Genomic DNA, 20,964 nt, shown 5'->3' with positions numbered 1-20,964 from the left:
AGTTCTATTCCTTTTAATCGCGGCGCAAGGTGTGTAGCCTAGTAATTCTAAGCAAATACCTTGCAACAAAGAGTAAAAGGCATGGGAACGGGGACGCCTAGTCGAACCCTTCGGGCAGCATTTGTGGCTTTTTTCTACTGCGTTATCGCTCATTGATGTAGAGCGACTACACCGAATGAGCTCTGCCTTGTATAAAAAAACCACAAATTGCTGCAAAAATCATCTCGAAAGGTCAGCAGACCCTAGATCTTCATATTGGTGCCTTGTCTGAAAACCAGTTAACTCTTGCTGAACCAAGCATTTTGAGGTTACTTGGTATATTTAGTGAGATAAATAGACTGACCAGAAAGCCAGAATTTAGTGAAGTAAGGAGAATTATAATGAAAGTGAGTTTTATCGGATTAGGTGTGATGGGCTTTCCCATGGCTGGACACTTAGTGAGTGCAGGTTTTGAAGTTACCATATTCAACCGAACGTTTGCTAAAGCGCAGGCTTGGCAGGAAAAGTACAAAGGTAACATTGCAGAAACCGTTGCCGAGTGCGTGAAAGAAGCCGACGTTGTCTTAACCTGTGTGGGTAACGACGACGATGTTCGTAGTATGACGACCAGCGAATCTGGCGCACTAGTGAACATGAAGCAAGGCGCGATTTTAGTCGACCACACCACCACGTCTGCTCAATTGGCTGAAGAACTGGAAACGGCTTCGAAGAACGCAGGTATTCAATTTATGGACGCTCCGGTATCGGGCGGGCAGGCAGGGGCTGAAAATGGCGTTCTGACCATCATGTGTGGCGGCGACCAAGCTTTGTTTGATGCGCTACAGCCAATATTTAATGCCTATGGCAAGTCCTCCGTTTTGATGGGAAGAGTAGGGCAAGGGCAACGCGCAAAAATGGTCAATCAAATCTGTATTGCTGGTGTGCTTAATGGTCTTTCCGAAGGGTTACTTCTGGCTGAAAAGTCGGGGCTAGACATACCTACTTTGGTTGATTGCTTGAAGAATGGCGCAGCGGGATCTTGGCAAATGGAGAACCGAGCCGAAACCATGTCGCAAGACAAATTCGATTTTGGTTTCGCCATTGATTGGATGATCAAAGACTTAGGTTTCTGTCTAGATGAAGCCAATAAGCAAGGGCTTCAACTGCCATTGACCGAGAAAACCAATAACGCTTATAAGGCTCTGTCTGAATCCGGTGAAGGTAGAATGGACACATCGGTATTGCTAAAAGCGGTGCGTCGTGAAGCCGAGAAAGGCTAAGTTTTACAAATTCGAATACCTTGGTTCAGGCTCTACAGTCGCTGACGGTAGACGCCCTTTACGTGGCACGATGTCCGTGCCACAAGTCAGCTTCTTGAAGTGATTTTCATGGTGACACTCCTCCCAACGTTTCACTTATGCGAGCTTCCTCCATTTCTTTTGAAATTCCCCTGCTTTATTTCAACATTTCTTACATTTGTCATTTAACAATATCTTGTTTTATTTAGTATTTATTCACTCAGTTGCGCTCAGTCGTGTATTGAGCAAAGTAAGAATGAATATCGAATAAAAAAGTAAAGGACGTTGTTTTGAAACTTAAAGAGCAGTTGGATAATAAAGAGCTAAGAAGCTCAGGCTTTTGGCTCAATCAAATGTTTATGATTGTGTCGACCATTGTCGGTGTTTACCTCGCGGCCCAGAGTGGTTTGCAGCAGGCGCTCACCTTTGATACCTACAGTAAAATGGAAGATAACTACTATCTTCGCATGTCACTGCATGATGAGCTTACGGACAACACCAACGATTTGCAGGCTTATATCAATGATTACCTTTCTCGAAACCCGCCAGCACAAGAAATGAAAGACAATCGCCCAGATATGAGTAAGTACATTTGGGAAACGATGAAATACAACCCAACCACGTTGGAAACCCCAAATGAAGTACTAACGGCTGCTCGTCGCTTTTATGCCAAATCAGAAGACATTTTAGATAGAGCAATGGCGCGCAGGTTAGGCGCAAAATACGCTGGCGATCAACTGCAATTGTTGGTCGATGATATGAAAAATGAAACGTTACCGAATATTGCAAAAAGTGCCAATCAGCTTAAAACGGAGTTGGCTAAAAATGGTGTCGTGATAGGCGCAATCAAAGGAGGTCAATAGCTATGACTAAGCAGTGCCCAAAATGTGATAACTCCCAATTGAAAGCCACACAATACGAGAGTGAAGAAATTGATATTTGTTTAGAGTGTGGTGGGCTTTGGTTTGAAAAAAACGAAGTGAACCGACTGATCGATGAAGTCAATGATGGCCCAATAGGTGAATGTTACAGCGAGCATTTTGGTGAAGAATTGGGTGAATCGGAATACTTATGTCCAGATTGTGCCAAGCCAATGGAACGCCACCATTTATTGCAAAGCTATCAACATGAAATCGACATTTGCCGTTCATGTGACGGAAGTTGGATTGATAAAGATGAATTGGAAGCGGTGGAGCGTAGCCCTGAACTCCGTAACGTATTAGGTGAACTGAACCAAAAAATCAGCTGGAAGACGTATCTGTTTCAATTTTTGACTCAAATGCCTGTCGAATACAACCTAAAACCCAAGACATTACCTTGGTGTAACTGGATCATCATCGCCCTTAATTGCATCATTTTTTCTCTGTATGCATTCAGTTACGAAACTACCGATTGGGTTATTGAACATCTTGCAATGACGCCTGCGGATATCTTGGCGGGAAGAGAATTATGGACACTCGTGACTGCCACATTCTTGCATGGTGACTTTATGCACCTGGCTGGAAATATGTACTTTTTGTATGTGGTTGGAGACAACATAGAAGACGCCGTAGGGCATAAGAAGTACCTTGCTCTCTACTTCTTCTGTGGTATTGCTGCCTCATTGGTAAGTTTTGCATCCAATATGGATGGCTTGATCCCATCAGTTGGCGCGAGTGGTGCGATAGCGGGCTTCTTTGGTATTTATTTGTTGTGGTTCCGACACGCAAGCTTGACGTTCATGATTGTTGTTTTCCAAAAGAAAATCTCGCCGATTATTTTCTTTGTCATATGGTTAGGGTTTAACCTCTTTGGAATGATCATGGCGAATCAGGGTGTGGATTATGCTGCACACTTGGGAGGCTTCTTCGCCGGTTTGCTTGTGGCTTACTGGATGAAAGAGCGAGTACTGGCGGACAACCCAATGATTAACTTGCTCAGCCACGATGCGGTGAAGATTCAGCGATAACGGTTGATTGGCCTAAAAGCACAAAGGCTGCGTTCTTACGCAGCCTTTGCTTGATATTGGGGAGTTATTCTTATCGATTAACTTCTAACTTGGGCCATTGTTTAAGCCAGTTTTTATTAGCGATACGTTGTTCAAATATGGCAAAAGAGCGCTTCGTATTATGGGTGATTTTCAAATCAAACAGTGAGTCGAAGCCAAACGCCGAGACAAGTTCATACTGCCCTTCTTCGCCAATCCCTACCCCTACTGCGGTTTCTTTTTCGGGCCAGTAGCTCATTGCGTCCACCGAACTTTTATAAGGTAAATCGCCATTGCGAGTGTGCATTGTGGCTTGATTTCGCACTTGCCAATTGAGCATGGGCATACGGGCTTCGAGCACATTTTCGTACTCTAAGTACAACTCAGAATCACGCTCTTTTGCATCAAAGTAAATCACATCCACATCATTGAGTGGCGTGGGCACCGATTTTTGGTGCAGGTGATCCCATACTAAATTCCGAACAAATCCAGCAGCCAAATAGCATTGAGGAAGTTTAAGTTCAGCAACCGTCTCTAATGCTTTCTGCCGTATAGGATCGCGTTTAAGGAGTTCAATAATGGCGTTCATGTGTTGTTGCTCATATGCATAATTGCCTATATACGTAGCTGTCCTCGCTGGATATTGAGCCAGACATACGTAACTTAATGTGGGTTGAACCAATACGCGAATCTAGCAAAATGGAGCATGGATTGCCTCAAGTTTTGGTTATCGGCAATCCAGTTTATTGCGTGAAGAGCAGATGAGCTTGTTAATGGCTATTCGATATCAACGACAACTTTGCCAATTGCTTGACCACTTGCTAGGTGAGTATGAGCGTCACCTACTTGTGCCATCGTAAATACTTTTTCATCCAAAGTCGGCGTTAAGGCTCCGGCTTCAGCAATGGATGCAAGTTTCGCCAAAATGTCACCGTGTGATGAACGATCTTGATTGTAAATCATAGGAATCAGCATAAATACTACATGCAAAGACAAGCCCTTCATGTGAACCAAGCTAAGATCCTGCTCAACCAATGCAAACGTTGTTGCTATCTGACCATTGAGCTTAGCTGCTTCAAAAGATTTATTCAGGTTAGGACCGCCTACAGAGTCGTACACGAGATCAAAGCCTTTGCCTTGTGTGTATTTTTCCACATATTCATCAACAGTCTCGTCGTTAAAATCAATGGAGGTGGCACCCAGTTTTTCGATGTATGCGGCTTTTCGACTTGATCCTGTGGCGTAAACTTCTGCGCCAAAGTAGTTCGCAAGTTGAAGCGCGATATGACCAACGCCTCCCGTTCCACCATGGACCAAAACTTTTTGTCCTTGGCTGATTCCTGCACGCATTAATCCTTCATATGCTGTGATACCAACAAGAGGCAAGGCAGCCGCTTGACGCATTGATAAATTTTTAGGCTTGTGTGCAATCAATTGTGCATCTGCCACCATATATTCCGCTAGGCTACCTTGAATATCGGCCAAACCGCCAGCGCAGCCATATACTTCATCACCGACCTTAAAAGCGCTGACGCCTTCACCAATGGCTTCGACTGTGCCCGCAAAATCCATTCCCAGTACAGCAGGTGTTTTAGGAGAAAACGGCAGGTCTTTACCCATTTCACGAATCATCATGTCAACAGGGTTCACACTTGATGCAGCAACACGAACGAGGACATGTCCTGGCGTCGCTTTAGGTTGAGTTAGCTCGGATTCTTCAAAGACGTCTACATCACCAAAATCGCGAATGGTCATTGCTTTCATATCGGTTGCCTCTATGCAGTAAAATTCAAAACACAATCAGTATAAGTTTCTTATTTAGATTGATAATGCATAGAAAAGCATAATAAGTTTTTACTTTTTCTATATAATTTACCCCAACTAACCTCTTACAAAGATGAAGCACTGGATCATCTAGCTTGAGGTTAATTGGGGTATAGCCTAACGAGAGCGTTCATAGGCAGAAGTATCCAATCCTTTCTCACTTTTGCTGATTAACACCGAAATCATAAGATCGCCACACACATTCACGCTGGTTCTCGCCATATCTAGGATTCGGTCGATGCCAGCGACAATCGCAAGCCCTTCCAGCGGTAACCCTACCGTGGACAAAACCAAAGACAGCATGATCAAGCCAGCCCCAGGAACGCCTGCCGTACCTATCGATGCTAACGTCGAGGTCATAATGATCATGAGGTAATCCTGCACATCCAATGAAACACCAAAGACTTGAGCAATGAATATGGCCGCCACACCTTGATAAATAGCTGTACCATCCATATTAATCGTTGCGCCAAGGGGTAATACAAAGCTCGAAATTTCGCGGGACACGCCCAACTCTTCATGGGCTGTACGGATGGTTACAGGTAATGTGCCTGAGCTGCTGGTCGTGGTAAACGCAACGGCCGCAGGGTTAGCTAAAGCTCGCAAATAGTGAATAGGGCTTAGGTTTGCTACGACCTTTAAAATGCCCGAATACACCACTAATACTTGTATGATGCAGCATAAGTACACCAGAATAATCACTTTGATAAGCGGCAGTAAAATATCCAATCCATATTGCCCAGCCACCACAGCAATAAGCGCAAAAATACCGTAGGGCGCAAACTTCATAACCAGTGAGGTGAGTTTGTACATGGCTTCAGCCAAGCTTTCGAATACTCGAACCGCAGGCTTTGCCTTTTCACCACTCAACGACAGTGCTATCCCAAGACCAATGGCGAAAACAATGGTTTGCAAAACGTTACCAGAGGCCAGAGCGCTAATGGGGTTTTTAGGCACCAAGTTTATCAAGGTGTCCAAAAACGAAGGCTCAGATTTGGAAGCGACTTGTGCGGAGGAAAGGTTCATTTCTAACCCCACCCCTGGTGAAATCAGTGAAGAAGCGATCAAGCCAAGGCTGATCGCAAGAGCCGTAGTTAAAAGATATATACCGATTGATTTTGCTGCAATTCTCCCCATTTTTTGAGTGTCGCTTATCGCGGTAACACCCACAACGAGAGAGCAAAATATCAGAGGAATGATGAGCATTTTTATCGCATTCAGAAAAATGTCGCCAATGGGTTTTAGTAGTACTGCATCAGACCCCACCACAATGCCAACAACGATGCCGCAAAGCATACCAATAAAGATTTTTTTCCAGAGTGTGATCCCTTTTTCAGGGGATGAAACGTCCATTTTATTTGACCTATCCATAGTAATTCCAATTTAGTTTATGCCGATGACTTAGCCCAAAGTACGCACTTTTGGGCCAAAATTTCTAAAGAGTCCAAGCATTTCTCAGGCACTTCTTGTTCGATTCTTTCTAGAGCAACAGGGATCTCTGTACACCCCAAGATCACTGCGTCAGCACCGCGCTTTACCAATTCGTCAAAAATGGGCTCGATAATATTGGTGGCCACATTCAAATGCCCAGATTTCACCGCTTTAATCCCCTCCATGACTGCCGTTTGCTGCCAGTGGTTAGGGACTAGCGCTTCAATGCCATGCAGCCCTAATGAAGATTGGTATAACTTGGTTTGAATAGTGGCATCGGTGGCCAGTATGCCAACGCGTTGAAAACCACGAGAGATAGCTTGTTCAACAACACTTTCGATAATGCTAATGGTGTGAACATGCCTGTCATGAATGAGGCGCTCGTACCAGTGATGAGCCGTATTGCAAGGGATCACAATGCACGTTGCCCCAGCCTTGAGTAGCTCTCCAAAACCATGTTCAAGCGCGGCGAAAGGATCGGTCCCAAAACCCATCAGGAAATTTGTACGATCAGGGACTTGTGGGATATTCCGAATAAGCATAGGGATGTGCTCCTGATCAACACTGGCGGGTGTGTGTAATATGACCTTCTTCATAAACTCGGCAGTAGCAAGCGGTCCCATACCACCAAGAACACCAATAACTCTGTCCATTCTGATATTATTCATACTAGTAAGCATGGAACTAATCTACGCCACGAGAGATCGTTTGATAAATGCCGAGTTTCTTTGCATTATGCAAATTATGCATAATGTAAGTTCAGGTCGAGATAAAGTAGGGGAGCGTATGAATATAGAAAGTAAATGGTTAGAAGACTTTGAAGCGCTTGCCGAATGCCGAAGCTTTTCTAAAGCGGCTCAACTTCGAAACATGACGCAGCCAGCATTTAGCCGAAGGATTCAATCGCTCGAAGAAACACTGGGTGCACAGTTAATCGATAGAAGTAAAGTCCCCATTGAGTTGACCCCAAGCGGGCGAGTATTCCGAACGTCAGCCCGAAATTTATTGATTCAAATTACCGATTCCGTCGATCAATTGCTGGGAATATCACGGCTTGATGGCAATGTTGTCAAAATAGCGGCGGCGCATTCTCTGGCAAGCAGTTTGGTGCCTAAGCTACACACAATGAGAAACAGTGAAAGCATCAAGCCAGTGCTGAGCGTAGAGGCGATCGATGTGGATCGAGCAATTGAAGCGCTGCAACAAGGAGAGTGCGATATTTTGCTCGCTTTCGATGATGAAAGGTTAAGGCTACCGCCTTATATGTCCTTGAAAGTGGGCGATGCCAAGTTGTTGCCTGTGTGTGCTTGTAACGAAAATGGGCAAGCGATTTACCAGTTGGAAAGCCAAGAAACGATCCCCTGTTTGGCATACAGCATGAATTCGTACATGGGAAGACAGGTTGAAAAAGTGCGCCCTCACTCCACTTTAGATGTGGTATTTACGTCGTCCATGACGGATTTGCTAAAAACTCAAGTGCTTAACGGGGCGGGTATTGCGTGGCTGCCAGATTACGCCATTCAAAAGGAACTGAGAAACAACGAGCTTACCGTAATAGGGACGGACGATCTGATTTGCCCCATATCTTTCTATGCTTACCGTTATCAAGCGAGGTTGCACAAAGCGGGAGAGCATATCTGGCATGGGTTAAGAGAACTAGCAGCGCGTGATTAAGCGTTTTAAGCCAATGGTATGGGTGCTTAAAAAATTTATCTGCCCCGTTCATTTTATGTGACTCGCTAATTTTATGTATTCTCTTTGGGCGTTTCGTTTAAATCCTCAGTGATCGCCCTCACTTTTTCCCATCTTCATTTCCTTATTTGGAAGATCAAAATCACACATTAATTGCCGCTGTGATGCAAAAAAAAATTTTAGCGATACAGTCATCGAAACGTTTCGATGAGTTTTCTAACAATAAAGAAAACCAACATAAATAGCTCGTAGCTATAGATATGTAGATGGTGATATTTGCCAGAAGATTAGAGCTATTTGCATCTTTTCTATGATTTTTAGCTACGAATTAGGGCAATTCACCTAACCATTTAAGGTGTGAAAATGAAGAAAAGTACCCTCATCAACTCAGAATTGTCGTATCTGGTTGCCACGTTAGGCCATACCGACGAAATCACGATTTGTGATGCTGGCTTGCCGATTCCAGAAGCGGTTCAGCGAATCGATTTAGCACTGACGCACGGCGTACCACAGTTTTTGGAAACGGTTAAAGCGGTGTTGTCTGAGTGCCAAGTAGAGGGCGTTATTATCGCCAATGAATTTGCAGAAATTAGCCCAAAACATCACAACATGTTGGTGGCGGAATTGAAGAAAGAAGAACAGAACTCAGGCAAAAGTATCGCTATCCACTATGTTTCCCATGAAGCATTTAAAACGCGTACGCATCAAAGCCGAGCCGTTATTCGCACTGGCGAATGCACACCTTACGCAAATGTGATTTTTCAGGCAGGTGTGGTTTTTTAGCCCCTCCAATGTTTTTAACCCCTCAATGTTGAGGACAGATTATGACCCAAGCCATTTTACAACTCAGCGATATCGAAAAAGCGTTTCCGGGCGTTAAAGCATTGGATAAAGCGAGCTTAAAAGTGTATCCGGGGCGCGTTATGGCGCTTCTGGGAGAAAACGGTGCTGGTAAATCAACGCTGATGAAAGTGCTAACAGGTATTTACTCCAAAGATTCAGGTGCCATTCGCTATCAAGATAAGCCTGCGGCTTTTAAAGGGCCACGAGATTCTCAGCAAGCGGGCATCAGCATCATTCACCAAGAGTTGAACCTCATTCCTGAACTGACCATTGCTGAGAATATCTTTTTGGGGCGCGAGCAGACCAATAAATTTGGGCGCATTCAATGGCGAAAAATGTACGAAGCGGCTGACGCTTTACTGGCTCGCTTAAATGTAAAGCACAGCTCAAAAACCTTGCTGGGCGACTTAAGCCTTGGCGAGCAACAGATGGTTGAAATTGCTAAGGCGCTGTCGTTTGAATCCAAAGTCATCATCATGGATGAACCGACCGATGCGCTTACCGACACGGAAACCGAGTCTCTGTTTAGCGTTATTAATGAACTGCGAGATCAAGGCTGCGGCATTGTTTACATTTCTCATCGATTGAAAGAGATTTTTGAAATCTGTGACGACATAACTGTTTTACGTGATGGCAAATTCATCGGTGAATGTGCAGTCAGCGATACCAATGAAGACGGACTCATCGAGATGATGGTCGGCCGAAAATTGGAAGAACAATACCCACGAGTTGACGTTAACCATGGAGACGTATGTTTAGAGGTTCGCGGCTTAACGGGAGCGGGGGTGCACGATATCAACTTTGCGCTCAATCGAGGTGAGATTCTTGGTGTCTCTGGGCTAATGGGGGCAGGACGCACCGAATTAATGAAAGTGATTTACGGTGCGTTGCCTAGTGAGCGCGGCGTTATCAATTTAAATGGCAAAACCATCAACCCAGTGACCCCTCAAGACGGCTTAGCAAATGGCATCGCGTACATTTCCGAAGACAGAAAGGGCGACGGTTTAGTGCTTGGGTTGTCGGTAAAAGAGAACATGTCTCTGTGTGCGTTGGACCAACTGACCAAAGGCGTGCAGATCCAACACAGTGACGAAGTCATAGCGGTGGAAGATTTCATTCAGCTGTTCAACATCAAAACCCCAACGCGCGACCAAATTATTGGCAATTTATCGGGTGGTAACCAGCAAAAAGTCGCCATTGCCAAGGGGCTAATGACCAAACCCAAGGTATTGATTCTCGACGAACCCACCCGTGGTGTCGATGTGGGGGCCAAGAAAGAGATCTATCAACTTATCAATAAATTCAAAAGCGAAGGCATGAGCATCATTTTGGTTTCTTCAGAAATGCCAGAAGTGCTGGGCATGAGCGATCGCATTTTAGTGATGCATGAAGGGCGCATCAGTGGTGAGTTTGATGCCAAAGACGCCGACCAAGAAAAGCTGCTGGCGTGTGCAGTAGGCAAGAAAATCAATGAGGAAGCAGCATGAGCACCAAAACCTTAGATAAATCCACTCCTGAAAGTGGCAAGAAACTGTTTAGTAAAGAATGGCTAATCGACCAAAAATCCCTGATTGCATTGCTGCTTTTGATTGTGGTGGTGTCGTTTTTAAATCCGAATTTTTTCACTGTAGACAACATTCTTAACATCCTTCGCCAAACATCGGTTAACGCCATTATTGCCGTGGGGATGACACTGGTTATTTTAACGGCGGGCATCGACCTGAGTGTCGGCTCCGTGCTGGCGCTGTGCGGCGCATTTGCAGCCAGCCTAATTGCGATTGAAGTTCCCGTACTTATTGCAGTACCTACCGCTTTGTTTGCTGGTGCTGCACTGGGAGCCATTAGCGGCATCATTATCGCTAAAGGGAAAGTTCAAGCCTTTATCGCGACGCTGGTAACAATGACATTACTGCGCGGTGTGACCATGGTTTACACCGATGGTCGCCCAATTTCTGCAGGGTTTACCGACACCGCGGACGCCTTTGCATGGTTTGGTACGGGGTACGCGTTAGGTATACCTGTTCCTGTTTGGTTGATGGTGGGTGTGTTTGCTGCGGTTTGGTATTTGCTCAATCACACGCGTTTTGGCCGCTATGTTTACGCTTTGGGTGGCAATGAATCCGCGACGCGTCTTTCTGGCATCAATGTGGATCGCGTAAAAATCGGCGTGTATGCGATTTGTGGTCTGTTGGCGGCGTTGGCCGGCATCATTGTGACATCACGTTTATCTTCTGCTCAACCAACCGCAGGAATGGGGTACGAGCTCGATGCGATTGCCGCTGTTGTGCTCGGTGGCACAAGCCTTATGGGCGGTAAAGGTCGCATCATGGGGACGTTAATTGGTGCGCTGATTATCGGCTTCTTAAACAACGCTCTGAACCTATTAGATGTGTCTTCTTACTACCAAATGATAGCAAAAGCTGTGGTGATCCTTCTGGCAGTACTGGTAGACAACAAAAACAAGTAATTCTTCTCAACACAGATCGTGACTGGGGAGAACTTACAACCCCCACGGTTTTGGTGACAACCCTACAAAAAGGACGATAACAATGAAAAAACTTGCAACCCTTATTTCTGCTGCTGTGCTTTCTTCAACTGTGTCGGTATCGGCACAGGCACAAGATACATTGGCGATTGTACTTTCAACACTGAACAACCCATTCTTCGTAACGATGAAAGATGGCGCGGAAGCCAAAGCGGAAGAGCTTGGTTACAAACTGATCGTATTGGACTCTCAAAACGATCCAAGTAAAGAGCTTTCGAACGTCGAAGACTTAACCATTCGCGGAGTGAAAGCCATCCTCATTAATCCAACGGATTCTGATGCCGTGTCCAACGCCATTCGCATTGCTAACCGTTCGAATATTCCAGTTTTAACTCTCGACCGAGGCGCAAGCCGTGGTGAAGTCGTCAGCCATATCGCGTCCGATAATGTGGCAGGTGGTGAAATGGCTGGGCGCTACATTGTTGAAAAAGTGGGCGAGAAAGCGAAAGTGATTCAGCTTGAAGGCATTGCAGGTACGTCGGCTGCGCGTGAGCGTGGTGAAGGCTTCAAAAAAGCGGTAGAGGGCAGCCAGATGGAACTTCTAGCAAGTCAGCCTGCGGACTTTGACCGAACTAAAGGGCTGAATGTTATGGAAAACCTGCTTGCTGCCAATCCGAATGTACAAGCGGTATTCGCACAAAATGATGAGATGGCACTGGGTGCGCTACGTGCCGTGCAGACATCAGGTAAAGATGTGATGATCGTCGGTTTCGACGGCACAGATGATGGTATCGCGGCGGTTAACCGTGGCAAGCTTGCGGCAACCATCGCCCAACAACCTGATATGATCGGCGCACTCGGTGTAGAAAATGCCGTTAAAGTGCTAAACGGTGGGAAAGTGAAAGCGTACATTCCTGTACCGCTAAAAGTTGTGGCGAAGTAACGTAAAAAATAGGCTCAAATAGAAAATATGTTGCCCTCTTCTTCTTAAATCTCCTGTCATTGGAGGAGGGGGCATCTTCTAATACAGACCCTAAGGTCTTTTCATTTTTGTATCATAATGACATTCAAACCGTTCAAATTGAATCAAGGACAACCGTATGAATAAGTTAGTGGTTTTAGGTAGTGTTAATGCAGACCACGTTCTTCAAGTCCCTTCTTTTCCGAGACCAGGAGAAACACTGCACGGGGAGAATTATCAGGTGATTCCCGGTGGCAAAGGTGCCAATCAAGCGGTTGCTGCCGCGCGTTTGAAAGCCGACGTCGGTTTTATTGCGTGTGTGGGGGATGATGCGTTTGGCATCAATATACGTGAAAGCTTCCAATCGGATGGCATCAACATTTCTGGTGTTCAAGTACAGCCCAACTGCCCTACGGGCATCGCCATGATTCAAGTCTCAGATAGTGGTGAAAACACCATTTGTTTGTCTGCCGAGGCAAACGCAAAATTAGCCGCACAAGCATTGGAGCCGAATTTGGCGCAGATTCGCAGTGCGAATTTCTTATTAATGCAGCTAGAAACGCCATTAGATGGAGTTGAAAAAGCCGCTCAAATCGCGAAAGAAAGCCGCACCAACGTTATCTTAAACCCTGCCCCCGCCCGTGAATTACCAGACAGTTTGCTTGAATGTGTCGACGTAATAACTCCAAATGAAACTGAGGCAGAAGTGTTAACGGGAGTCACGGTTACCGACGATGAATCTGCGCAGCGAGCAGCGGATGCCTTACACAAAAAGGGCATCGAAATCGTTATGATTACGCTGGGAGCGAAAGGCGTATGGCTGAGCCAGAATGGGCGAGGTGAATCAGTCCCCGGATTCCGTGTGGACGCAGTGGATACAACGGCTGCAGGAGATACGTTTAATGGGGCATTGGTCACTGGTTTATTAGAAGATATGCCTTTAGAATCAGCTATCCAGTTTGCGCATGCTGCGGCAGCCATTTCCGTTACTCGTTTCGGAGCGCAAACATCAATTCCGACTCGTGAAGAAGTCGAGGCATTTATTGCTGACCATTAAACGGAGAACTGCATGGCAACGATGAAAGACATAGCAAAACTCGCAGGGGTTTCTACATCGACTGTTAGCCATGTCATAAATAAATCTCGTTATGTCAGCGAAGAAATATCGCTTCGTGTCAACAACGCCGCCAAAGAACTCAATTACTACGCGCCCTCAGCTTTGGCGCGTAGCCTCAAAATCAATCGTACTCAAACCATCGGTATGCTGGTGACAACGTCTACCAACCCTTTTTTTGGCGAAGTCGTTAAAGGGGTCGAACGCAGTTGTTATCAAAAGGGCTACAACCTCATTCTGTGTAATACCGAAGGCGATAATGAACGCATGAAAGCCTCTATCGATACGTTACTGCAAAGGCGTGTCGATGGCTTATTGTTGATGTGTTCCACCCTTGAAGGGGAGAAGATCGACGTTTTTGAACGCTACCCTGATATTCCTGTGGTGGTGATGGATTGGGGACCTATGCTGTTTGCTAGTGATAAAATTCAAGATAATTCCCTACGCGGTGGTTACATGGCGGCGAAGCACTTGATCGAATCGGGGCACCAAAATATTGGCTGCATTACCGGACCGTTAGCCAAACATCAGGCGCAAATGCGGTACGAAGGCTATAAACGCGCAATGAATGAGGAAGGGTTAGCGCTCAATCCAGATTGGATCATTGAATCGGATTTTGAATGTGAAGGGGGCTATGAAGCCTTCAAGAAAATGCAGGCAAAAGGACCGTTGCCGAGTGCCATATTCGTTTGTAACGATATGATGGCTATGGGCGCAATCAACGCTGCACATGAAATGGGTATTCAAATCCCAGAAGACGTGTCACTGATTGGCTACGATGACATTCATATCGCAAAGTTCATGACGCCACCACTTACTACTATTCACCAGCCCAAACATAGCTTGGGGAAAGCGGCAGTCGAGACGTTGCTCAAGAAACTGGAGAAAGAGACAACAGAGCCTCAAGTGGTGCAGTTAGAGCCAACATTGGTGGTTAGAAACAGCGTCGATGTTATTGGTTAAAAACAGTCCATTTCCTCAGATTACTTCTCACAATTTCAGCGTAATGTCAGTGCTCTGAAAACAGTTAATCAGTAATGCTGTTTGCCTGTTTAACTTTTATAAATTTCCGTTTAGCGTCGGGACTCTCTAATCCAGAAGCTAAGGAATTTTATGTTATATGGTGTAAAAACAGGTACTTTACTTGCGGTTTCTTTATCCGTTCTAGCGGGGTGTGGTAGTGACAACAGTTCGAGCACATCAACGGGAGGGAAAACGACTAATCCACCCACAACTCAGCCACCAACAACTCAGCCTCCCACGAGCAAACCGCCCACTACTCAACCGCCTACAACAAAACCAACAAAGCCACCCATTGAGCAAGAAGCCTTTGCCAAAGAAATGCTTGAAGTGATCAATGGGTATCGGGCTTCTTCTCAGGTATGCGGGGGCAGGAGCATGCCAGCCGTAGCACCTCTTACTTGGAACACACAACTGACCGAAGCGGCACATGTGCACTCGTCTAATATGGCAAATTACAATTTTTTTGACCACGATGGATTGGATGGCAAAAAACCAGCAGATCGAGCCAAAGATGCAGGCTATGCCGGAAATTACGTCGGTGAAAATATTTCAGCAGGGCGAACCAATATTCATGATGTAATGGCAGGGTGGATGTCGAGTAAAGGGCACTGCGAAAACATCATGCGAGCTGGGTTTAAGGAAGTAGGTGCTGCCATGGTTGAAAACAGCGACGCTGAATATCGTTATTATTGGACACAGGTATTCGGTGCGGCAAAGTAATTAAGCCAGAGTTTTAGGACGGTGAAAAAGGCACTAATGATGCAATGGTATGAGGTTGAATTTTTTGAATACAGTTAAAGGTACACAAGGATACGAACAAGGCGTCGACGCGTTTGCGCAGGCGAGCCTGAATCTCAAATTTGAAGAGATTAACCAAGAATTTATACCGTTCTTACCACGGATATTAAGCCGAGTCTTAGATGCTGGGTCTGGAGTAGGGCAAAATTCAGCAGCACTGTCTCGCCTTGGGTATCAAGTTGTGTCAGTGGAACCCTTACAAGCGTTTCTTGATATCGCCAAAAATACCCATCAAAACTTATGCATTCAATGGGTTCATGACAGTTTGCCCAACCTAGATAAAGTAAAAGCTGGGAGTGAGGGTTTGATTTCATTCTGTTAGATGGTGTATGGCACCACCTTAACCCATCAGAAAGAAGAACGAGCTTACAGCGCTTTTTCGATTTACTGAATTACAACGGTATTTGTGCCATTTCACTAAGAAATGGACCGGCGGGGTTGGGCAAGCACATCTTTCCAGCGAGTACTGAAGAGTTATTCCAATATGCGCAAGAGCTTGGATTTCAAACCTTACTGCATTTGGAAAACCTTCCAAGCAAAATGAAAAATAAGCCGGATGTCATTTGGTCAAAAGTCGTTTTGCAAAAAATACCCAAGCATCTTTAGGTTACTTAGGTACGACCAGCCTTGAGCGTAAAAAGTAATCTCAAAACAATAAATTCATTTTTAAAGTAATAAAAATCAGAACGTTATACTGATTGACTTAACACAAAAATATAAGTTGTATTTTAAATGCAACTTATATTAGTCTTAATGATAACCATTATCAAAAAGAGGTTTAACACATGAGTCAAGCAACTCTGAATGACCAAATCATGACCGCGGTGCATAACGCATTGGTTATCTCCAAAACGGATCTAGAAGGCAATATCACTTACGTCAATTCTCTTTTTTGCGAGTTAACGGGCTACGAAGAACATGAACTGGTTGGTCAACCACACAGCATTGTACGTGTAGAGCAAGTGCCAAAAGCGGTCTACAAAGATATGTGGGATACGATTAAATCAGGGAAAATCTGGACAGGTATTGTGCCTAACAAAGGCAAAGGTGGCGGTATTTATGTGGTGGATACTTCGGTTCAGCCAGTATTTGATGAAAAAGGAGAAATCACCGAATACATCAGTGTTAGGCGTGTAATCAACGACCTAATGGCAGATTTTGATGCCGTTGAGTTTTCTAAGGAAGTCTACGACGAATACTACGACGAGGCATAAATTTATGCAGCCAGCCATTCAGAACGTTTATGTTGTGTATGGTTCTGTTTCCGGAAATGCAAAAGAGCTGGCAGACCAGCTCTTTTCCGATAGCGAACTGACGCAGCGCTTCAATATTACCCTTGAAGAGCTGGATGAATTTGAATCATCCAACCTTACAGCCGATACCTTTGTCGCCTTTATCTCCAGCTCCTTTGGCGACGGAGAACCCCCGAGCAACGCCGAAAGTTTTTGGCAGGTATTTCAAGAAAGCACAGTACCCTTATCGTTTTCTTATGGTGTCTTTGGGCTCGGGGATACCGCGTATTCCAAATTCTGTGGGTTCAGTAAAAGTTTGGATGAAGCACTTTTAACACGCGGAGCAGAACGACTGATTAACCGAGTCGATTCCGACCTCAATTACCCAGCACTGTTTGAAACGTGGAAATCAACACTGAAAGCTGTGCTGTTGAACAATGATTTACAAGCAGGGAAAGATCTCGATATATCTGTTACGTCTTATGGTGAGCATGCCGCGTATCCAGCCAGCCTGATTTCTGCATCCCAAATCTCGGGTACTTTTCCTAGCTTATACCGAATTCATTTATCGATAAAAGACAGCGGCATTCGTTATCAACCGGGCGATATTGTTCACTTGATGCTGAGTAATGTGCAATCGCTTCTTACGCCTTATGCAGATTTCTTTGGTCTGCCAGTCAGTGAGGTAGAGACATGTTTGAAAGACAAGGAAATTGCTCGGATCAGTAAATCGGCTATTCGCAAAGTTACTCAGCGTTTCCCAAATAGCGACTTAAAAGCGTTACTGAAAAATCGTAATAAAGTCGCGTTGATGGAATACGTGAAAAGGCACCAATTTATCGATTTATTACGGGACTTTTACCCTCCCCAAACCATGTCGATAATGGACTTTTCCGAGCTTCTGAACAGCGTGGAGCCTCGCACTTACTCCATTGCATCTAGCCAACTTGCCAATGCTGATGCTTTGGAATTATGCGTGCGAGAAGTGTGGAGCGACCCAGAAAATGCAGAGCCGACACCGGGGTGTTCGACAGCGTATCTGCAATCGCTACACGTTGGGGATAGTGTTCCAATCTTTGTACGTTCTAACCCGCATTTTCATTTTGATTTCAATGCCCCTAGCATTCTTATTGCAACGGGGGCTGGTATCGCCCCCTTTATTGGGTATCTGCAATCCAGAGCACAGCAAAAAGCGTTAGCACCTTGCATCCTGTTTTATGGCGAAAAGCACGAAGGCGAAGACTATGTTTATCGTGATGAAATTGCGCATTGGTTGAAAACAGGCGTTCTGCAAAACTGCTTTTTGGCGTTTTCTCGCGATCAAGAAAGTAAGCGTTATGTGCAAGATTCTGTGAAAGAGCAAGGAGAGCTTGTTCAGGATCTTATTTATCAGGGAGCGAACGTGTATGTATGTGGGAGAAAGCAGAACCTAGCCAGTCAAATTGAACCGATGTTTAATGCATTACAGACTTCTGAGAGTTCATCTTCTGAGGCTAATTTGTACAACAAGCTAGTTGCAGAGGAAAAACTGCATTTAGATTTATTCTAAGCTGCCCCTCACGCGCACTTGTCAACTGAAGGAGTGGCTGGCAAGTGCCGATTATCCCTTCAGATAAGGCTTTACCAGTTGGTGAATGTTCACTTTTGCGTCGAGTCGCGCTGCGAGCAAATATATTCCTCCAATTTTTCTATGCAGGAAAAGAGCATCCGCTGGTGGCGTGTGCCAGTAGTCTTGTTTCATACTTAGAATCGTGCCAGCTTCACGTATTCTTTGTGCCAATCCACTGGCTTTAAAATCGTATTCTTTATCTATCAGCATGGGCTCACAGGCCATTTTTACCAACTCAATGATTGATTGACGTTGGTTGGGCAAAATGGACTGACTAAAAAATCCGATGTGTTCTAGCGCTTGATTTAGCCCTTGATCATCTTGATTCAGCACAGAGATAAAAGCCTGTCGGTAGCCGTTGCTGAATCGCTCGCTGTATTCTCGTGTGGCGCCAAAATCCAGCAACCCTATTTGCCCAGAGTCTTCGAGGTATAAGTAATTGGCAAAGTTCGGATCGGTCTGAACCATTCGCAGTTCGAACAGCTCTTTAAACATCAAATCGATGAGCTGATGCAAAACATGGTTGCGCGTGCTTTGCCTCAAACCTTCTATCTGTTCAATTGAATTGCCCTCTAAAAACGCCATGGTAAGAACAGAATCGGAAGACATGTTGGAATGAATTTTGGGGACAACAAAATGAGGGTGTTCTTTTAGCGCTGCGTAATAGCGTGACGCAAATTCTGCTTCACGAGTGTAATTTGCTTCATCGTGGAGTTGCAATTTCGCTTCTTCTAGCAGGCCCTTGTAATCGACCGCTTCAGGCACCAGCCCAACGACTTTGAGCAGAGTTCCTACATTATCGACATCGCTGTCTATGCTTCGTCTAACCCCAGGGTATTGCACTTTTACCGCGAGCTTTTCACCGTCGTCGCTGTAGGCTTGGTGTACTTGTCCGATAGATGCACTGGCAATAGGCTTGAAGTTAAACGCCAAAAATTGCGATTTCCAATTTTCTCCAAGGCTTTCTTCCAATACTTGATTAAGCTGCTTGGAAGGCAAAGGATCGGCATTTGAGCGCAGCCGCGCTAAGATGTTTGCCAATTCAGGTTCCAACAAATCGCCAGCATCCATAGAGAGCATTTGACCTAACTTCATCGCTGCACCGCGCAGGTGTGCAAGTTGATCGGTTAATCTGCCAATATTTTGCGGAGTTAGGAGTAAGTCTTTTGCTTTAGGCTTGTTTCCTTTAGCCAGTTGTTTGGTTCCTTCCGCTAAGACGTTACCTGCAACGCGTGCTGTGAGTGATGCAAATTTGCCGAACCTAGAAATGCGTCGGGATGGCAAGTTTCGTTCTTTTGGCGGCATGTAGGTTCTCGGTTGGGTGTGTCAGTATTATCAAAAATCGTAAATGGCCAAGGAAAACAAGGGCACATTAAATGGCGGTGTGCGTACCAATACGATGAATGAAGGTGAATTGGATCAACACCAATCTCTCTCAAACTGACCATTTTTATAGCGATAGAGAGATAAACCATATTTAAGATGGTTTCCGGATGCATCCTTTACCATTCCTGTGTCTTTACCAAGGGTATATAAAAAGGCATCAATCATTAACATCGCATTATCAATAAACCACCACAAACCCAGCCCACCAAACGTGACCATTTTCAATATGGCTGATTTCTTTTTACCAAGATAAAACCGGTCTGCCCCTAGAACACCGAGAAACATTCCTAACACCAGTGCGAATATTCGATTTTTCTGATTTGAAGTATCTGTCATACATGCTCCTATACACTATTTACTGTCTAAAGCCATATTGACGTGGCTAGTCACCGCCACCGCCACCGTCTCCGCCGCTATCACTACTACTGTCATAATAATGCGGACCTACACCAGAGCCATCGCTGCCGCCTCTGCCTCGATTAGTGGGAGGATTTCCAGAAGCAAAAAAGGAGAAAACAACGGTTAGCACACCGATAAGTAATAATATCCAACCGGTAATAACGGAGTTTCCTGATGAGATGATTTCGATCCCCACCCAAGAAATACCAATACCCGCCGCAAAATAAATGATCTTCATATTATCACTCCTGATTTTCCGTTAAGTGTCATCATTTTTATCACTGAGTACAGGGGCTGGCTTAATTCCCAATATTCCAATTGCTCACCATCACTGTCCACAACTATCCCTTTGTAAACAAAGCCATTCTTTTTAATGACGTTTAAAGATGCCATATTATCTTTTGATATCAGTGCCTTGGTATGATTGATGATGCCGGAATGAAAGGCAATTTTATTGAGCGCTTTTACAGCAGAAGTCGCAATCCCCATCCCTTGAGCACGAGGAGCAACGTTATAGCCAATTTCTACTTCATCATCTTTCGGGGCGTATTTAAAACCGCAGCTGCCCACTACTTCCCCTTCGACTTCAATGAAATAGGGTAATGCCCACATAACATCTACAGCATTTTGATATTGCTCCCATGCTCGTATTAACACGTGTTTAGGCGGAATCGCATCGTCCATGTGAGAAAAAGTCGGTTCACCAACTAAGATTTGTTCAAACTGAATCTGACTTAACTGAACAAGCTTCATTTTGGATTCCTGTAAGACGCAACGTTGCAAAGGAAAAGACACTATTCCTTAGTTTCATCGGATTATGCCACGGATTTAAGGCAGCACGATAAAAGGCGTTAGAACCGTTCACTATGCTTGGGTTAATTCACAAAGACTGATATGAAGTAAGAAACCACGTCATAGCAAATG

Annotated in this window: 23 protein-coding genes; 14 read left to right on the top strand and 9 right to left on the bottom strand. The window is 45.0% G+C overall.

Going from position 1 to position 20,964, the window contains the following annotated elements; genetic code table 11:
• Window positions 1-380 precede the first annotated feature (380 nt).
• Window positions 381-1,259, top strand: a complete 879-nt coding sequence (locus VPNCDNU1_RS01590) for an NAD(P)-dependent oxidoreductase (RefSeq protein WP_104398726.1) — start codon at window positions 381-383, stop codon at window positions 1,257-1,259.
• 3 nt (window positions 1,260-1,262) lie between these two features.
• Here the strand turns inward: VPNCDNU1_RS01590 and VPNCDNU1_RS29240 are convergent, their stop codons facing one another.
• Window positions 1,263-1,394 (bottom strand): hypothetical protein, encoded by a 132-nt coding sequence (locus VPNCDNU1_RS29240; RefSeq protein WP_272897560.1) that lies wholly within the window; start codon window positions 1,392-1,394, stop codon window positions 1,263-1,265.
• A gap of 173 nt (window positions 1,395-1,567) precedes the next feature.
• Here VPNCDNU1_RS29240 and VPNCDNU1_RS01585 point away from each other — a divergent pair, with 173 nt between their 5' ends.
• Complete coding sequence (locus tag VPNCDNU1_RS01585; protein ID WP_104398725.1) at window positions 1,568-2,140, top strand: hypothetical protein; 573 nt, start codon at window positions 1,568-1,570, stop codon at window positions 2,138-2,140.
• A gap of 2 nt (window positions 2,141-2,142) precedes the next feature.
• On the top strand, window positions 2,143-3,225 hold the full coding sequence (locus VPNCDNU1_RS01580) for a rhomboid family intramembrane serine protease (protein WP_104398724.1): 1,083 nt from the start codon (window positions 2,143-2,145) through the stop codon (window positions 3,223-3,225).
• Between the two features lie 70 nt (window positions 3,226-3,295).
• On the opposite strand, the gene VPNCDNU1_RS01575 is transcribed toward VPNCDNU1_RS01580, so the two are convergent.
• From VPNCDNU1_RS01575 to VPNCDNU1_RS01560, 4 genes are all read right to left on the bottom strand, one after another.
• A complete protein-coding gene (locus tag VPNCDNU1_RS01575; RefSeq protein WP_104398723.1) occupies window positions 3,296-3,832 on the bottom strand; it encodes a nucleotidyltransferase family protein in 537 nt (178 codons plus the stop codon).
• 188 nt (window positions 3,833-4,020) lie between these two features.
• On the bottom strand, window positions 4,021-5,007 hold the full coding sequence (locus tag VPNCDNU1_RS01570; RefSeq protein WP_104398722.1) for a zinc-dependent alcohol dehydrogenase family protein: 987 nt from the start codon (window positions 5,005-5,007) through the stop codon (window positions 4,021-4,023).
• A 177-nt stretch (window positions 5,008-5,184) separates the two neighbouring features.
• Window positions 5,185-6,438 carry a dicarboxylate/amino acid:cation symporter gene (locus tag VPNCDNU1_RS01565; RefSeq protein ID WP_104398721.1) on the bottom strand — a complete coding sequence of 418 codons (1,254 nt, stop codon included), beginning with the start codon at window positions 6,436-6,438 and terminating at the stop codon, window positions 5,185-5,187.
• 17 nt (window positions 6,439-6,455) lie between these two features.
• The gene (locus tag VPNCDNU1_RS01560; RefSeq protein ID WP_104398720.1) at window positions 6,456-7,151 is read right to left on the bottom strand and encodes an aspartate/glutamate racemase family protein; all 696 of its coding nucleotides are present in this window, start codon (window positions 7,149-7,151) and stop codon (window positions 6,456-6,458) included.
• 133 nt (window positions 7,152-7,284) lie between these two features.
• Between VPNCDNU1_RS01560 and VPNCDNU1_RS01555 the strand changes: the two genes are divergently transcribed.
• From VPNCDNU1_RS01555 to VPNCDNU1_RS01505, 11 genes are all read left to right on the top strand, one after another.
• Entirely contained in the window at window positions 7,285-8,172 is an 888-nt protein-coding gene (locus tag VPNCDNU1_RS01555) for a LysR family transcriptional regulator (RefSeq protein ID WP_104398736.1), read from the top strand.
• A 381-nt stretch (window positions 8,173-8,553) separates the two neighbouring features.
• Complete coding sequence (gene rbsD / locus VPNCDNU1_RS01550) at window positions 8,554-8,973, top strand: D-ribose pyranase (RefSeq protein ID WP_104398719.1); 420 nt, start codon at window positions 8,554-8,556, stop codon at window positions 8,971-8,973.
• A 41-nt stretch (window positions 8,974-9,014) separates the two neighbouring features.
• Window positions 9,015-10,520 carry a ribose ABC transporter ATP-binding protein RbsA gene (gene rbsA / locus VPNCDNU1_RS01545; protein ID WP_104398718.1) on the top strand — a complete coding sequence of 502 codons (1,506 nt, stop codon included), beginning with the start codon at window positions 9,015-9,017 and terminating at the stop codon, window positions 10,518-10,520.
• Window positions 10,517-11,500, top strand: coding sequence for a ribose ABC transporter permease (gene rbsC / locus VPNCDNU1_RS01540; protein ID WP_104398717.1), 984 nt, complete (start codon window positions 10,517-10,519; stop codon window positions 11,498-11,500). The genes rbsA and rbsC overlap by 4 nt, the downstream gene beginning before the upstream one ends.
• Before the next feature lie 82 nt (window positions 11,501-11,582).
• Window positions 11,583-12,461 (top strand): ribose ABC transporter substrate-binding protein RbsB, encoded by an 879-nt coding sequence (rbsB, locus tag VPNCDNU1_RS01535; protein ID WP_104398716.1) that lies wholly within the window; start codon window positions 11,583-11,585, stop codon window positions 12,459-12,461.
• A gap of 157 nt (window positions 12,462-12,618) precedes the next feature.
• Entirely contained in the window at window positions 12,619-13,536 is a 918-nt protein-coding gene (gene rbsK, locus VPNCDNU1_RS01530; RefSeq protein ID WP_104398715.1) for a ribokinase, read from the top strand.
• Between the two features lie 12 nt (window positions 13,537-13,548).
• Window positions 13,549-14,556, top strand: coding sequence for a substrate-binding domain-containing protein (locus VPNCDNU1_RS01525; RefSeq protein ID WP_104398714.1), 1,008 nt, complete (start codon window positions 13,549-13,551; stop codon window positions 14,554-14,556).
• A 150-nt stretch (window positions 14,557-14,706) separates the two neighbouring features.
• Window positions 14,707-15,336, top strand: coding sequence for a CAP domain-containing protein (locus VPNCDNU1_RS01520; RefSeq protein WP_104398713.1), 630 nt, complete (start codon window positions 14,707-14,709; stop codon window positions 15,334-15,336).
• A 64-nt stretch (window positions 15,337-15,400) separates the two neighbouring features.
• The gene (locus VPNCDNU1_RS01515; RefSeq protein WP_167404693.1) at window positions 15,401-15,736 is read left to right on the top strand and encodes a class I SAM-dependent methyltransferase; all 336 of its coding nucleotides are present in this window, start codon (window positions 15,401-15,403) and stop codon (window positions 15,734-15,736) included.
• Window positions 15,737-16,199: 463 nt separating this feature from the next.
• Entirely contained in the window at window positions 16,200-16,628 is a 429-nt protein-coding gene (locus VPNCDNU1_RS01510) for a PAS domain-containing protein (RefSeq protein WP_104398711.1), read from the top strand.
• Between the two features lie 4 nt (window positions 16,629-16,632).
• Window positions 16,633-18,195, top strand: a complete 1,563-nt coding sequence (locus tag VPNCDNU1_RS01505) for a flavodoxin domain-containing protein (RefSeq protein WP_167404692.1) — start codon at window positions 16,633-16,635, stop codon at window positions 18,193-18,195.
• 51 nt (window positions 18,196-18,246) lie between these two features.
• On the opposite strand, the gene VPNCDNU1_RS01500 is transcribed toward VPNCDNU1_RS01505, so the two are convergent.
• From VPNCDNU1_RS01500 to VPNCDNU1_RS01485, 4 genes are all read right to left on the bottom strand, one after another.
• The gene (locus VPNCDNU1_RS01500; RefSeq protein ID WP_104398709.1) at window positions 18,247-19,560 is read right to left on the bottom strand and encodes an ABC1 kinase family protein; all 1,314 of its coding nucleotides are present in this window, start codon (window positions 19,558-19,560) and stop codon (window positions 18,247-18,249) included.
• A 114-nt stretch (window positions 19,561-19,674) separates the two neighbouring features.
• Window positions 19,675-19,977: a TM2 domain-containing protein gene (locus tag VPNCDNU1_RS01495; protein WP_104398708.1), complete on the bottom strand. Its 303-nt coding sequence runs from the start codon at window positions 19,975-19,977 to the stop codon at window positions 19,675-19,677.
• 46 nt (window positions 19,978-20,023) lie between these two features.
• Complete coding sequence (locus tag VPNCDNU1_RS01490; RefSeq protein WP_104398707.1) at window positions 20,024-20,278, bottom strand: hypothetical protein; 255 nt, start codon at window positions 20,276-20,278, stop codon at window positions 20,024-20,026.
• Entirely contained in the window at window positions 20,275-20,793 is a 519-nt protein-coding gene (locus tag VPNCDNU1_RS01485) for a GNAT family N-acetyltransferase (protein WP_104398706.1), read from the bottom strand. Before VPNCDNU1_RS01485 ends, VPNCDNU1_RS01490 begins: the two co-directional genes overlap by 4 nt.
• Between the last annotated feature and the right edge of the window lie 171 nt (window positions 20,794-20,964).

This window comes from Vibrio penaeicida (assembly GCF_002933855.1).
GTDB classification, from domain to species: Bacteria; Pseudomonadota; Gammaproteobacteria; order Enterobacterales; family Vibrionaceae; genus Vibrio; species Vibrio penaeicida_A.
This window is presented reverse-complemented; position numbering and strand designations above follow the sequence as displayed.

What these genes read in the sequence shown, in the direction of transcription:
- VPNCDNU1_RS01495 (WP_104398708.1), bottom strand. Translation starts at nt 19,977, where the DNA reads ATGACAGATACTTCAAATCAGAAAAATCGAATATTCGCACTGGTGTTA.
- VPNCDNU1_RS01575 (WP_104398723.1), bottom strand. Translation starts at nt 3,832, where the DNA reads ATGAACGCCATTATTGAACTCCTTAAACGCGATCCTATACGGCAGAAA.
- VPNCDNU1_RS01490 (WP_104398707.1), bottom strand. Translation starts at nt 20,278, where the DNA reads ATGAAGATCATTTATTTTGCGGCGGGTATTGGTATTTCTTGGGTGGGG.
- VPNCDNU1_RS01525 (WP_104398714.1), top strand. Translation starts at nt 13,549, where the DNA reads ATGGCAACGATGAAAGACATAGCAAAACTCGCAGGGGTTTCTACATCG.
- rbsB (WP_104398716.1), top strand. Translation starts at nt 11,583, where the DNA reads ATGAAAAAACTTGCAACCCTTATTTCTGCTGCTGTGCTTTCTTCAACT.
- VPNCDNU1_RS01590 (WP_104398726.1), top strand. Translation starts at nt 381, where the DNA reads ATGAAAGTGAGTTTTATCGGATTAGGTGTGATGGGCTTTCCCATGGCT.
- VPNCDNU1_RS01580 (WP_104398724.1), top strand. Translation starts at nt 2,143, where the DNA reads ATGACTAAGCAGTGCCCAAAATGTGATAACTCCCAATTGAAAGCCACA.
- VPNCDNU1_RS01485 (WP_104398706.1), bottom strand. Translation starts at nt 20,793, where the DNA reads ATGAAGCTTGTTCAGTTAAGTCAGATTCAGTTTGAACAAATCTTAGTT.
- VPNCDNU1_RS01570 (WP_104398722.1), bottom strand. Translation starts at nt 5,007, where the DNA reads ATGAAAGCAATGACCATTCGCGATTTTGGTGATGTAGACGTCTTTGAA.
- VPNCDNU1_RS01555 (WP_104398736.1), top strand. Translation starts at nt 7,285, where the DNA reads ATGAATATAGAAAGTAAATGGTTAGAAGACTTTGAAGCGCTTGCCGAA.
- rbsK (WP_104398715.1), top strand. Translation starts at nt 12,619, where the DNA reads ATGAATAAGTTAGTGGTTTTAGGTAGTGTTAATGCAGACCACGTTCTT.
- VPNCDNU1_RS01560 (WP_104398720.1), bottom strand. Translation starts at nt 7,151, where the DNA reads ATGGACAGAGTTATTGGTGTTCTTGGTGGTATGGGACCGCTTGCTACT.
- rbsA (WP_104398718.1), top strand. Translation starts at nt 9,015, where the DNA reads ATGACCCAAGCCATTTTACAACTCAGCGATATCGAAAAAGCGTTTCCG.
- VPNCDNU1_RS01500 (WP_104398709.1), bottom strand. Translation starts at nt 19,560, where the DNA reads ATGCCGCCAAAAGAACGAAACTTGCCATCCCGACGCATTTCTAGGTTC.
- rbsD (WP_104398719.1), top strand. Translation starts at nt 8,554, where the DNA reads ATGAAGAAAAGTACCCTCATCAACTCAGAATTGTCGTATCTGGTTGCC.
- VPNCDNU1_RS01520 (WP_104398713.1), top strand. Translation starts at nt 14,707, where the DNA reads ATGTTATATGGTGTAAAAACAGGTACTTTACTTGCGGTTTCTTTATCC.
- VPNCDNU1_RS01510 (WP_104398711.1), top strand. Translation starts at nt 16,200, where the DNA reads ATGAGTCAAGCAACTCTGAATGACCAAATCATGACCGCGGTGCATAAC.
- VPNCDNU1_RS01565 (WP_104398721.1), bottom strand. Translation starts at nt 6,438, where the DNA reads ATGGATAGGTCAAATAAAATGGACGTTTCATCCCCTGAAAAAGGGATC.
- VPNCDNU1_RS01505 (WP_167404692.1), top strand. Translation starts at nt 16,633, where the DNA reads ATGCAGCCAGCCATTCAGAACGTTTATGTTGTGTATGGTTCTGTTTCC.
- rbsC (WP_104398717.1), top strand. Translation starts at nt 10,517, where the DNA reads ATGAGCACCAAAACCTTAGATAAATCCACTCCTGAAAGTGGCAAGAAA.